The 13,393-nt window shown below is 63.8% G+C and carries 8 protein-coding genes; 3 read left to right on the top strand and 5 right to left on the bottom strand.

The genetic code is table 11. The features are described from left to right. The first annotated feature begins 48 nt into the window (after window positions 1–48). Together IB279_RS24235 and IB279_RS24230 are read left to right on the top strand one after the other, a co-directional pair. On the top strand, window positions 49–2,052 hold the full coding sequence (locus tag IB279_RS24235; RefSeq protein ID WP_112772886.1) for a hydantoinase/oxoprolinase N-terminal domain-containing protein: 2,004 nt from the start codon (window positions 49–51) through the stop codon (window positions 2,050–2,052). 205 nt (window positions 2,053–2,257) lie between these two features. Then, window positions 2,258–4,429 (top strand): malate synthase G, encoded by a 2,172-nt coding sequence (locus IB279_RS24230; RefSeq protein ID WP_192339885.1) that lies wholly within the window; start codon window positions 2,258–2,260, stop codon window positions 4,427–4,429. Between the two features lie 112 nt (window positions 4,430–4,541). Here IB279_RS24230 and IB279_RS24225 read toward each other — a convergent pair whose 3' ends face one another. Together IB279_RS24225 and IB279_RS24220 are read right to left on the bottom strand one after the other, a co-directional pair. Further along, window positions 4,542–6,467 (bottom strand): methyl-accepting chemotaxis protein, encoded by a 1,926-nt coding sequence (locus tag IB279_RS24225; RefSeq protein WP_112772888.1) that lies wholly within the window; start codon window positions 6,465–6,467, stop codon window positions 4,542–4,544. A gap of 273 nt (window positions 6,468–6,740) precedes the next feature. Continuing rightward, window positions 6,741–7,430 carry a L,D-transpeptidase gene (locus IB279_RS24220; protein WP_034802133.1) on the bottom strand — a complete coding sequence of 230 codons (690 nt, stop codon included), beginning with the start codon at window positions 7,428–7,430 and terminating at the stop codon, window positions 6,741–6,743. Window positions 7,431–7,612: 182 nt separating this feature from the next. Here IB279_RS24220 and IB279_RS24215 point away from each other — a divergent pair, with 182 nt between their 5' ends. Further along, window positions 7,613–8,137, top strand: coding sequence for an MmcB family DNA repair protein (locus IB279_RS24215; RefSeq protein ID WP_060608897.1), 525 nt, complete (start codon window positions 7,613–7,615; stop codon window positions 8,135–8,137). A gap of 58 nt (window positions 8,138–8,195) precedes the next feature. Here IB279_RS24215 and IB279_RS24210 read toward each other — a convergent pair whose 3' ends face one another. The 3 genes from IB279_RS24210 to hrpB form a co-directional block, all read right to left on the bottom strand. After that, the gene (locus tag IB279_RS24210; RefSeq protein ID WP_034802128.1) at window positions 8,196–8,780 is read right to left on the bottom strand and encodes an ActR/PrrA/RegA family redox response regulator transcription factor; all 585 of its coding nucleotides are present in this window, start codon (window positions 8,778–8,780) and stop codon (window positions 8,196–8,198) included. Window positions 8,781–8,858: 78 nt separating this feature from the next. Continuing rightward, window positions 8,859–10,166: an ActS/PrrB/RegB family redox-sensitive histidine kinase gene (locus IB279_RS24205; protein WP_034802125.1), complete on the bottom strand. Its 1,308-nt coding sequence runs from the start codon at window positions 10,164–10,166 to the stop codon at window positions 8,859–8,861. Between the two features lie 34 nt (window positions 10,167–10,200). Then, the gene (hrpB, locus tag IB279_RS24200) at window positions 10,201–12,657 is read right to left on the bottom strand and encodes an ATP-dependent helicase HrpB (RefSeq protein WP_112772889.1); all 2,457 of its coding nucleotides are present in this window, start codon (window positions 12,655–12,657) and stop codon (window positions 10,201–10,203) included. Window positions 12,658–13,393 lie beyond the last annotated feature (736 nt).

Genomic DNA, 13,393 nt, shown 5'->3' with positions numbered 1-13,393 from the left:
ATTGAACCCGGGGCCTCTGCGCCCCGCGCGAATTCCGGACTGCGCGAATTGACCTCCCATTTTCTTCTCGGCATCGACACCGGCGGCACCTACACCGACGCCGCCCTCTTCTCGGAGACGAAGGGGGTGGTCGCCAAGGCCAAGGCGCTGACGACCCGCCATGACCTCGCGGTCGGCATTTCCGGTGCAGTCGAAGCGGTGCTCGATCAGGCCAGCGTGCCGGTCTCGGCGATCAGCATGGTCTCCCTGTCGACGACGCTTGCCACCAATGCGCTGGTTGAAGGGCAGGGCGGCCGCGCCGGCCTCGTCATGATCGGCTTCGGCCCCGAGGATCTGAAGCGCGACGGTTTGCAGGAAGCGCTCGGCTCGGATCCGGTAGTCTTCCTGCCGGGCGGCCACAATGTGCATGGCGGTGAGACCCCGCTGGACATGAGCGAGCTCGACGCCGTCCTGCCGGTGCTGGCTGATCAGGTCTCCTCCTTCGCCATTGCCGGCTATTTCGCCGTTCGTAATCCGGATCATGAAAAGCGCGTGCGCGACCGCATCCGCGAGGTCTCGCACCTGCCAGTCACCTGCAGCCACGAACTGTCCTCGAAACTCGGGGGGCCGCGCCGTGCCTTGACGACGCTGCTCAACGCCCGCCTCGTCTCGATGATCGACCGGCTGATCGGGTCCTGCGAAGGGTTCCTCAAGGCGCGCGGCATCGACGTGCCAATGATGGTGGTGCGCGGTGACGGTGCGCTGATTTCGGCCGAGGAGGCGCGGCTGCGCCCGATCGAGACGATCCTCTCCGGTCCGGCAGCAAGCCTCGTCGGCGCGAGGCATCTGACCGGCCTCGACAACGCCGTGGTTTCGGACATCGGCGGCACCACCACCGACGTGGCCGTGCTCGATGGCGGCCGCCCGCGTCTCGATGCCGAAGGCGCCGTCGTTGGTGGCTTCCGCACCATGGTCGAGGCTGTTGCGATGCGGACCTACGGCCTTGGCGGTGATTCGGAAGTGCGCATCAACGATCGCGGCCTCAAGGCGAAGATCGACCTCGGTCCGCGCCGGCTGATGCCGCTGAGCCTCGCCGCAGCGCTCCACGGCGACGCCGTCATCTCGGTGCTGGAAAAACAGATGCGCGCCCAGCACACCGGGCGCAACAATGGGCGCTTTGCTGTGCGTACCGGCCTGCCGGATCATCTGGCAAGCGGCCTGCAGCCACAGGAGCAGGCGCTCTACGAGCGCATCGGTAGCGTCCCCGTCTCGCTTGAAACGCTGCTCGTCTCGACGCCACAGAAGGCGACGCTCGATCGTTTGGTGGCCCGGGGGCTCGTCCATATCTGCGGTCTGACGCCGTCCGACGCCATGCATGTGCTCGGCCGGCAGTCGCAATGGAACCTCGAAGCGGCCGAGCTTTGCATTCAGCTTGCGGCCCGGACCCGCGACGGCTCCGGCCAGCCGATTGCTTCTTCTCCACAGGCGCTGGCGCAGATGATCGTCGATCGGCTGACGCGGCAATCCTCCGAGGTCATCCTGCAGGCCTGCCTCGGCGAGGACGGCGCCGGCGCGATCGATCCCGCGGTGTCGCAGGCCGTCGATCGTGCGCTGACCCGGATGCCCGGCATCGTCCGGTTCTCGCTTGGTCTCGATCGTCCGCTCGTCGGTCTTGGCGCTTCGGCGCCGGTTTATTACCCGGCTATTGCCGAGATGCTCGGAACCGAAGCCGCCATTCCCGAGGAGGCCGGCGTCGCCAATGCCGTCGGCGCCGTGGTCGGCCAGGTAAGCGCCACCGTCACCGTTTTCGTGACGATGCCGGAGGAGGGCATTTTTGTCGTCAACGGGGCCGGGGCCAGCGAACGCTTTCTCGATCAGGAAAAGGCTTTTGGTGCCGCGCGCCGACGGGCCGAGACCGCAGCGCTGGAGGCGGCGCGCACCAACGGTGCCGATGATCCCGCGTCGTTGCTGCGCGAGGAAATCGATGCGCCGGAGGTCGAGGGCAGCCCCAAGCTGATCGAGGCCCGGTTCGTTGCGTCCGCCAGCGGCCGGCCGCGCATCGCGCACGGCTGATCTTTTCCATTTCGGAAACAATTCTTCGCATCCTTGCAGAATTGACAGGGAATGAATTGGTGAGAAACTGCGGCCGTTTCACGCGCGTATTGCGCATGGGCTGGTCCGAGACCCGCTTCAGGCGCAAGATCAACATGTTGGGGCGTTTTCATCGCATCCGTTCGGATCGGTGGCGCTCCTTACGTCTATTTCAAGGAGTTGGCAGATGGACCGCATTGAGACGTATGGATTGAAGATTGATGCGGACCTCCATCGCTTCCTGGTGGAAGAGGCGATGCCCGGCACCGGCGTCGATGCAGAGCACTTCTTTGCTGAGCTTTCCGCCCTCGTGCACGATCTGGCGCCGAAGAACCGGGCGCTGCTCGCCAAGCGCGACGACCTGCAGGCCAAGCTCGACGCCTGGTACAAGCAGAACGGCGCCCCCAGCGATATGGAGACCTATCAGGCCTTCCTGCGCGATATCGGCTACCTGCTGCCCGAGGGTGGCGAGTTCAGCGTTTCGACCGCCAATGTCGATCCGGAGATCGCGACGATCGCCGGCCCGCAGCTCGTCGTTCCGGTCATGAATGCGCGCTATGCGCTGAACGCCGCAAATGCACGCTGGGGCTCGCTCTACGATGCGCTCTACGGCACGGACGCGATTTCGGACGCTGATGGTGCCGAGAAGGGCCGCGGCTACAATCCGAAGCGCGGCGCCAAGGTCATCGCCTGGGCGCGAAACTTCCTCGACGCCAGTGCGCCGCTGGCGAATGGAAGCTGGGCCGACGTTACGTCCCTGAAGGTTGCTGGCAGTGCGCTGGCGATTGGTCTCAAGGATGGTTCGAGCACTGCACTGCGCAACGCCGCTCAATTCGCCGGCTATTCCGGGGCTGAAGGTGTGCGCTTCGAGATCGTTCTCCGGCACAACAATCTGCATGCGATCGTCGTCCTCGACGCCACCACGCCGATCGGCAAGGAAGATCCGGCGGGCATCGCCGACGTCATTCTCGAATCGGCGATCACCACGATCATGGACTGCGAAGATTCTGTCGCCGCCGTCGATGCCGAAGACAAGGTCGTCGTCTACCGCAACTGGCTCGGCCTGATGAAGGGCGACCTCGAAGAAGAGGTTGCCAAGGGCAGCAAGACCTTTACCCGTCGTCTCAATGCCGACCGCGTTTACACGGCAACTGCCGGCGGTACGCTTTCCCTTCCCGGCCGCTCGCTGATGCTGGTCCGCAACGTCGGCCACCTCATGACGAATCCGGCTATCCTTGACCGCGACGGCAAGGAAGTGCCCGAGGGCATCATGGACGCGATGGTGACGGCGCTGATTGCCCTCCACGATGTCGGCAACGGCGGTCGCCGCATGAACTCCCGCGAGGGTTCCATGTATGTCGTCAAGCCGAAGATGCATGGCCCCGAGGAAGTCGCCTTCGCCAGCGAGATTTTCGCCGGTGTCGAAAAGGCGCTCCGCATGCCCGCCAACACCATGAAGATGGGCATCATGGACGAGGAGCGCCGCACGACGGTCAACCTCAAGGAATGCATCCGCGCGGCCCGCGAGCGCGTCGTCTTCATCAACACCGGCTTCCTCGATCGCACCGGCGACGAAATGCACACCTCCATGGAAGCCGGCCCGATGATCCGCAAGGGCGACATGAAGCAGGCAGCCTGGATCGGCGCCTATGAAAACTGGAACGTCGACATCGGGCTTGAATGCGGCCTGTCCGGTCACGCCCAGATCGGCAAGGGCATGTGGGCGATGCCCGATCTGATGGCGGCGATGCTCGAGCAGAAGATCGCCCACCCGAAGGCCGGCGCCAACACCGCCTGGGTGCCGTCGCCGACGGCGGCCACTCTGCACGCGACCCACTATCACCGCGTCAATGTTGCCGAAGTCCAGGCGAGCCTGAAGAGCCGTACCCGCGCCAAGCTCTCCGATATCCTGTCCGTGCCGGTCGCCGTCCGTCCGAACTGGACGTCCGAGGAAATCCAGCGCGAACTCGACAACAACGCGCAAGGCATCCTCGGCTACGTCGTGCGCTGGGTCGATCAGGGCGTCGGCTGCTCGAAGGTTCCGGACATCAACAATGTCGGCCTGATGGAAGACCGTGCGACGCTGCGCATCTCCGCCCAGCACATGGCCAACTGGTTGCATCATGGCCTCGTCACCGAGGCCCAGGTCGTCGAGACGATGAAGCGCATGGCGGCCGTCGTCGACAGTCAGAACGCCGATGATCCGCTCTACGTCGCGATGGCCGGCAATTTCGACCGTTCGATTGCCTTCCAGGCCGCCGTCGAACTCGTCCTCAAGGGCCGCGAGCAGCCGAACGGCTACACCGAGCCGGTCCTGCACCGCCGCCGCCTGGAGCTGAAGGCGCGCAACGCCGCCTGATTCGCCACCGAAGTCGGGGTATTGGAAAAGAGCCGTGCGTTCACATGAACGCACGGCTCTTTCGTTTCAGCGGTGGTCCGGTCTTCCAGACACGATCGCAGCCCGTGCCGCTCTAAAACTCCGCCCAGCCGTCCGTTGCGAGTGCGGCATTGCCGTGGGTGGCATAGGGGGCTGGTCGGCGTACCGGCTGAGGACGTCCCTGGTCACGCGTGGTTGCGGCGACTGCCGGGGCAGGCGCCATCGGCCTGCCCTTTGGCTGGGCCTCGCCGGCGAGCGTGAAACGGTCGATCAGGTTGCGCAGGTTCGTGCCTTCCTGCGCCAGCGTCGCGGAGGCCGCATTGGCTTCCTCGACCATCGCTGCGTTCCGCTGCGTTACCTGGTCCATCTGGTTGACGGCGGTGTTGACTTCGCTCAATCCCACCGACTGTTCGCGGGCGGAGGTGGCGATCGCCGCCATGTGTTCGTTGATCGTGATCACATGCGCTTCGATCGTCTGCAGCGCCTCGCCGGTGTCGCGCACCAGGTGCACGCCGTTCTCGACCTCCCGGCTCGATGTACGGATGAGATCCTTGATTTCTTTCGCAGCCTTCGCCGAGCGCTGGGCGAGCTCGCGCACCTCCTGGGCCACGACGGCGAAGCCCTTTCCCGCTTCGCCGGCCCGCGCTGCTTCGACGCCGGCATTCAGCGCCAAGAGATTTGTCTGGAAGGCGATCTCGTCGATGACGCCGATAATGCTGGAAATCTGGCTGGAGGATTCCTCGATCCGACGCATGGCTTCCACCGCGTTGGCGACGACGACGGCGGATTGGGCCGCGCTGGTCTTCGCCTCGCCGGCGATGTCGCGTGCCTCCTCCGTCCGTCTTGAGGAATTGCTGACATTGGCGGTGATCTGATCGAGCGCCGCGGCCGTTTCCTCGAGAGACGCGGCCTGCTGTTCGGTGCGCTTGGACAGGTCGTCGGCGCTCTGGCTGATTTCGCGCGTCCCCATGCCGATGTTTTGGGCGCTGTCGGCAACGGCGAGAAGCGCATCGTTCAACTGCGCGGCCGCCTTGTTGAGGTCGTGCCGTAATTGTTCGAACTCGGCGGCGAACGGCTCATGTAGCTGAACGGCGAGATCGCCGTTGGCCAGCCGCTGCAGGCCGCCGGCAAGTCCGGCGGTCGCCTGCGTCAGCTTTTCCTGCGCCGCCTGCTCCGCCGCCTTCTGGACGCGGACACGTTCGGCCTCGCCGTTGCGGCGGTTCTCTTCGGCCTCCGCCTGCAGCCGAAGATTCGAGCGCGCCGCCTCGCGGAAGGATTGAATGGCGCGGGCCATTTCGGCGATCTCGTCCTTGCCGCGCACCGGTTCGTCGGCATCTTCAACGTGGCCGTCGATCAGCCGGCGCATGGCGGCGATCTGGCGGGCGAGCGGTCCGACGACGCCGCGCAGCACCACGAGGAGGGTGCCGGCAGCAAGCGCCACGACGAGAACGATGATCCCAATGTTGAGTGTCTGTACGGCTTCGAACTCATGATGCTTGGCCTCGAAGGCCGTACCCGAAAGTTCGACCTGCAGGTCCGAAATCTCGGAGATCGTGGCCGTCAGCGGATCGATCGTCGCGTAGAGCTTGTCGCGCACGAAGGCATCAAGAGCCTTCTGGTCCTTGGCCGAGAGGATCCGCGTGAGTGCCGTGATCGAATCCATCGCAACGACCATCTGGCTTCGTGCATTGTCGACGAGTTTCCGTTCCTCGTCGGTCATCGAGGTCGCCGCATAGGCATCCCAGTTTGACTTGATCGTTTCCCGTGCGGCATTGACCGAGGCAAGCCCGCTCTCCATCGATTCGTTACCATTGCGCACCTTGTGGGCAGCATCGACGATCGAGACCGCAAAGGCGTCGGAAGTCGCCTTCAGGTTCTTCAGCGGCACAATGCGATCGGCGTAGACCGCGTCCATCATGTCGCTGGTTTCCGACAGCGTGCTCTGGCTGTGAATAGCGATGCCGATAGCGATGGATGATAGAAGCGCGATTGCGCCGATAAGCTTGGTCTTGATCAGCATGCCAGTCCCTTCCGAGCGGAATTTCGTGGGCACACTGTTTCGATTATTTAGATAACGCTTACTTAATAAGCGACTGAATTTAAGTCGAAATTGAACTTTCCGAGCGGACAGGGACAAATTCCGCGACCCTGATTTGAGCGCGAATCAGGACGGCAACTTTGCGTCGATGGTGTGCCTGCTTGCGGCTTTCGCTCGGAAGTTGGGTGACGTTGAGCGCGAACGAAAAAAGCCGCCGACAGGGTCGGCGGCTTTGTCAGTGTCGATCTGATTCGATTACTGCTGGACGACGACGCGGGCGCTCTTGCCGGGGCGAACGCGCGAATAGAGGTCGATGATGTCCTGGTTGATCAGGCGGATGCAGCCGGACGAAGCGGCGGTACCGATCGAGGACCATTCCGGCGTGCCGTGCAGACGGAACAGTGTATCCTTGCCCTGGTCATTGAAGAGGTAGAGCGCGCGGGCGCCAAGCGGGTTCTTGAGGCCGGGACCCATGCCATCTTCGACGTACTTGGCGACTTCCGGCTTGCGTTCCGCCATTTCCTTCGGCGGATGCCACATCGGCCATTCCTGCTTCCAGGCAATATAGGCTTCGCCTTCCCATGCAAAACCGGCCTTGCCGACGCCGATGCCGTAACGAACGGCCTTGCCGCCCGGCAGCACGTAGTAGAGGAAGCGATTCGGCGTGTTGACGACGATCGTTCCGGGGCGCTCGCTGGTGGCGTAATCGACGATCTGGCGATGGAAACGGGTATCGACCTTGCTGATCGGAATGGCCGGCAGCGCGTAACCGTGATCCTCAACTGCGCCATAATCGCCGTTAAAGATCTGATTCGTAGCAACCTGTACCGTTGCGGGCGCGGGTTCGTTCGCAGCCGTTTCGGGCTTGGACGAGGTCGTCGAGCAGCCGGCAACGGCGAGTGTCGCCGCGAGGCTGCACAAGAGGAAGGCATTGCGGAAGCGCATGGGAGTCTCTTAAAAAGAAGCGAAGTAAAAACTGGGTCGCCGCGACCAACAGTGACTACGGTTATTTTCGATTAGTTTGAGCTATGCAAGAGATTGCGCGGCCACAATTTGGCTGAAAAGTGCAAATTCCATGACCCTTGTTTTTTTGCAACAAAATGACCGGCTCAAAGGACACCGGACGCATGACGATCCTCTCCATCCATGGCGACAACCCCTTGATCGACGGTCGCCAATCGAATCGCGCGATGATGGTGCGCCGCGGCGTGCAGCGGCTTTTCGCCGAGCTGCGCCATGCGGTCCTGCCGGAATTGACTTTGGCGAGTGGGCGGCGTGCCGATCTGATCTCCTTGTCGGCGAAGGGCGAGATCTGGATCGTCGAGATCAAAACCTCGATCGAGGACTTTCGTGTCGACCGCAAATGGCCGGACTACCGACAGCACTGCGACCGGCTGTTCTTCGCCACCCATGCCGGCGTGCCACTGGACATCTTTCCGGAGGACTGCGGACTGCTGCTGTCTGACGGTTATGAAGGCCACATCGTTCGCGAGGCGCCCGAACACAGGCTGCCGCCGGCGACACGCAAGTCGGTGTTGCAACTCTTTGCCCGTACGGCAGCACAACGGCTGATGCTTGCCGAATGGGCGGCCGAGCGCAACGGCGAACTCGGTGATTCGATCGGCGACATCCTCTCCGGCGGTCGCGACTGATCCCGCGGGGAAAAGCGACCGGAGCAGCGGTTGTGCGCCGGTCGTGGAAGTTGATTGCTTACTTCGGCGCGCGCTTGGCGAGAATGCGCTGTAGCGTGCGGCGATGCATGTTGAGCCGGCGCGCCGTTTCCGAGACGTTGCGCTCGCACATTTCATAGACGCGCTGAATATGTTCCCACCGCACGCGATCGGCCGACATCGGGTTTTCCGGCGGCTCGACGCGTTCGCCCTGGCGCTGCACGAGCGCGGCAAAGATGTCGTCGGCATCGGCAGGCTTGGCGAGATAGTCGACCGCGCCGAGCTTCACCGCGTTCACGGCGGTGGCGATGTTGCCGTAGCCGGTCAGCATGATCATGCGCGTGTCGTCGCGCCGTCCGCGGATCGCTTCGATCACGTCGAGGCCGCTGCCGTCGCCGAGCCTGAGGTCGATGACCGCATATTTCGGCGGGTTGCCCTTGGCCTTGGCGATGCCTTCCGCGACCGATTCGGCGATGTCGACCGAAAAGCCACGGGCTTCCATGGCGCGGGCCAACCGCCTGAGAAAGGGTGCGTCGTCATCGACCAGCAACAGGGTGCGGTCCGGTCCGATCAGTTCGGCGTCCTGTGCGGTGGTGCTGGGCGAAGCTGTCGATTTGTCGGTCATTCTCGCAATCCTTGGGCAAAAACGGAACGGTTTCGCCGAGATTATAGGTTTCTGCCTCGTTCAATAAACTGCGAAATGTCATTTCGCCAGTTTCGTATCCATGAGGGCGCGCGGCCATTCGACGCTGACCCGGGCGCCCGGCCTCTCCGGCCCGCCATTCTCGAAGCGCAGGCGCGCGCCCGAGCGTTCGAGCAGCGTCTTTGCGATAAAGAGCCCGAGCCCGAGGCCGCCGGCGCTGTCATCCTTCTGCCTGCGTGTCACATAGGGTTCGCCGATCCGCTGCAGGATATCGGGCGCGAAACCGTCACCATCGTCGGCGATCGTGACGCGAACCCGATCCGCCGTGTGCTCGACGGTTACGGTCACCTGTTTCTTGGCGTAGTCGACGGCGTTTTCCAAGAGGTTGCCGAGCCCATAGAGAATGCCGGCATTGCGGTTGCCCACCGGCTCCGTGGCACGGTCGCCCTTTTCGATGAGCTCGATGTGGATGCCGAACTCGCGATGCGGCGCCATCACCTCTTCGATCAGCGACGACAGCGGCAAAAGCCGCATGTGCTCCTCGCTCTCGGAGGACAGCGTCGTCAGCCGCTTCAGGATATCGCGGCAGCGTTCGCTCTGGCTGCGCAGCAGATGCACGTCCTCCCCGAAGCGCGGATCGTCGCCGAGTTCGCGTTCCATCTCCTTGGCGACGACGCTGATGGTCGCAAGCGGCGTGCCGAGTTCATGGGCTGCCGCTGCCGCAAGCCCATCGAGCTGCGACAGGTGCTTTTCCCGCTGAAGCACCAGTTCGGTCGCCGTCAGCGCTTCCGACAGCTCACTCGCTTCCAGCGACACGCGGTAGGTATAGAAGGCGGCAAAGGCGGTCATCGAGACGATCGCAAACCAGATGCCGGCGGTCAGCACCCGCGGCATCAGCAGGACCGTGCCCGGATACCAGGGCAGCGGAAAGGGTGAGAAGGCGAGTGCGGTGATGGCGATTACCGCAAAACCGGCAAGAATGATGCTGTGTGACTTCGGCTGCGACGCAGAGGAAATGATGACCGGGACGCAGAGCAGCGGCGCGAAGGGATTGGTGAGCCCGCCTGTGATGAACAGCAATCCGGTGATCTGCGCGAGATCGAGGCCGAGAAGCGCGAAGGCCGCCGGCGGCTGCAACCGGTGCGTCGGCGGATAGCGCAACGTCACATAGGCGTTGACCAGCGCGAGGCTCGCGATCAGCACCAGGCAGGAAATCAGAGGCAGAGGAAACTGCAGCCAGAAGGCCGTGATGAGGACGGCGATCGACTGGCCGCCGACGGCAAGCCAGCGCAGCCGAACGAGCGTCTGCAGGCGCAGGCTGCGGTTGCTGGTCTGGTCGTTGTTGTGTTCGAGCGCAACAGTGGTCATTCGTGCCTGCATTCCAATGATCGATGCTTTCGTCTCATGTACCACGGGGCTTCGCCCGTGTCGTCGGCGCCGCATTGGCCGGATCCTCGGGCCAGGGATGCTTCGGATAGCGCCCGCGCATGTCGGCGCGCACATCGCGCCAGGAACCCGCCCAGAAACCGGGCAGGTCGCGCGTCGTCTGGATCGGCCGATGTCCGGGCGAGATCAGCTCGAGCAGCAACGGCAGCCGCCCATCGCCGATCGCCGGATGGGTCTTCAGGCCAAACAGCTCCTGTACCCGGATCGATAGCAGCGGCTCGTCGCCGTCGTAGTGGATCGGGTGCCGTTGCCCGGTCGGCGCCTCGAAATGCGTCGGCGCCAGCCGCCCGAGTTCCCGTTGCCGCTCGTGTGGAATGAGGGAGAGCAGACCGTCGGAGAGGTTGGATGCCTTGATGTCGGCAATCGCGGTGATGCCGTGCTGGAAGGGAACGAACCAGTCGTCGAGACGGTCGAGCAGCGCTTCGTCGGAAACATCCGGCCAGGGTTCACCGATCGAGCGGTTGAGGAAGCCGAGGCGGTCGCGCATCTGCATCGCTTCCTTGGAGAAGGGCAGGATGGCAAGGCCGAGCTGGCGTACGCCGTCGGCCAGTGCCCGCGCCGCCGATTCACCGGTCGGTCGTGTGAGCGGCGCCTCCTCGAAGATGATGGCGCCGAGCCGCGTGACCCGACGCGCCCGCACCTGCCGGCTGGCCTTGTCGAAAAAGCTCTGGTCCTCGCGGGTTATCGCCTCGGGCATATGCGCCTCGACCTCGGCGCGCGTCAGCTCTGCCGCCGCCAGCACGCGCTGGCCGCCGGCGCGGCCGGTCAGGTCGGCGATGACGAGCATGGAAGCCGCCGCCAGCCGCTCCGTCTCGGGGATCTCGGCGCCCCGTCCGTTCGCCATGACGAATCGGCCGCGGCCACCGCGCTGCAGCGCGATGCGGTCGGGAAAGGCGTGCATCAGCAGGGCACCCGGCTGGATCGGTTCGCTCGATTTCGGCGCGCCCTTCAGCTCGGCCGCCATGCGCCGCGCCAGATTGCGCGAGGCGCCGGCGCGGTCGCCACGCTCCTGACGGAAGCGGCGCACCCGGTCCTCGAGATCGACGCTGTTGCCGCCCAAGCCCTGTTCGGTCAGCATCACCGCCAAGAGACACGCGGTTTCCGCCTGTCCCTCTTCGGCCGCGGCAACCGCCATTGCCGCCAGCCGCGGCGGCAAGGCCAGGTCGCGGATCTTGCGGCCCGTCGGGGTCAGCGCGCCGGCCTCGTCCAGCGCGCCAAGGCTGGTCAGCAGTTTCCTCGCTTCGGCGAGTGTCGTCTCCGGCGGCGCGTCGATGAAGGCAAGGGTGGCCGGATCGCTGACACCCCAATGGGCGCAGTCGAGCAGCAGGCCCGAGAGATCGCTGGCCAGAATCTGCGGCGGCGTGAAGGCGGCAAGCGCTGCGGTCTGGCCGCTATGCCAGAGACGGATGGCAATGCCGGGTTCGGTTCGCCCCGCACGGCCGGCGCGCTGATCGGCAGACGCGCGCGACACGCGCACCGTCTCCAGCCGCGTGATCCCGGTCGCTGCCTCGAACACCGGAAGGCGCTGTAGGCCGCTGTCGATGACGATGCGTACGCCGTCGATGGTGATCGAAGTTTCGGCGATCGAGGTGGCAAGCACGATCTTGCGGGTGCCTGATGGCGCCGGCCGGATCGCTGCATCCTGTTCCTTCTGGGTCAGGTTGCCATAAAGCGGTACGATCGCCGTATTGTTGTCGAAGCGGTCCTGGAGCCGCGTGGCGACTCGGGTGATTTCGGCCTGGCCGGGCAGAAAGGCGAGGATGGAGCCATCTTCCGTACGATGCGCTTCGGCAATGGCCCGCAGCATCGTGTCCTCGACGCTGTCGCCGCCGCGATCCTGGTAGCGGATGTCGATCGGATAGCCGCGCCCCTGGCTCTCGATGACCGGCGCATCGCCAAGCAGGCCCGAGACCCGCTCGACATCGAGCGTTGCTGACATAACGATGATCTTCAGGTCGTCACGCAGCGCCGCCTGCACGTCGAGCGCCAGCGCCAGGCCGAAATCCGCGTCGAGCGAGCGCTCGTGGAATTCGTCGAACAGCACGGCTGCGACGCCCTTGAGTTCCGGGTCGTCGAGGATCATGCGGGCAAACACACCTTCGGTCACCACTTCGATGCGTGTCTTGCCGGAGACGCGGTTGTCGAGACGCATGCGATACCCGACGGTTTCGCCGACCTTTTCTCCCAGGAGCTCGGCCATGCGGCCAGCTGCGGCGCGCGCTGCCAGCCGCCGCGGCTCGAGCAGAATGATCTTTCCGCCTTTTGCCCAGTTCTGATCGAGCAGGAAGAGTGGAACGAGCGTCGTCTTGCCGGCGCCGGGTGGGGCCGAAAGCACCACGGAGGGGCCTGCGGTGAGCGCTTGTGCCAGTGCGGGCAGCACCTCGCGAACCGGAAGCGCAGGAAGCTGTGTCATCACGTCTGGTTCTCCGCCCCTATAGAGATGATGGCGCTGCGTGCGGTCGGTGCATCCGTCGGCTCATGCATCACCATGTTGCAGGTCCGCCACCGCATGGATCGTCATGTCGGGCAGGGCGGACAATTCGCAAGTACGGCAATAGCCCGGCCAAGGGCAAGCGTGGCGCGTCCGTGAGCGTGCTTCGTATGGCGCTTCGTTGCTGGAGATATCTACATCTGACAGCTAAGAGACCCATGCTGTCTACATGTAGATGAGGTCGCTCAGAGGGGCGTTTTGGGCCACGTGAAATGGCCATCAGGTTTTTGACCGCCTGGTCAAAGATTCGCGCCGCGGATTCGCTGGTTTTCCGGTGCATTAAATCGACCTAGTTTATCAACAGCTGGAATTATTGTGTAAATTCAGAGAGTTGTCGATTTTTGAAGTTTTTTTGAACGTGGCTGTTGACGTCTGTGAGGATGGGGGTCTATAAGCCCGATCACTGACGAGGGCGGCGGCGCTGCTGGCGACGACGACCTTCGCTCTAGAGTTTCCTGGTTGGCTTGGTGCTGATTGAGGGGTTCGGAACGAGAGTTCTGGGCTTTGTGGAAACGGTTTGACGGACGGTGCGTTCGTCGGTTTTTTGACAATTGAATATAGAGAAAGAGAAACGTGGGCGGCGGAGCTCGTGGGGAACTTCGGTTCCTTATGAAAGAGACTTTGGCGGTCACGTTTTAACAAGAGACTACACCTGTTT

Source organism: Ensifer sp. ENS06 (assembly GCF_014852205.1).
In the GTDB taxonomy this organism is placed as follows: domain Bacteria; phylum Pseudomonadota; class Alphaproteobacteria; order Rhizobiales; family Rhizobiaceae; genus Ensifer; species Ensifer adhaerens.
This window is presented reverse-complemented; position numbering and strand designations above follow the sequence as displayed.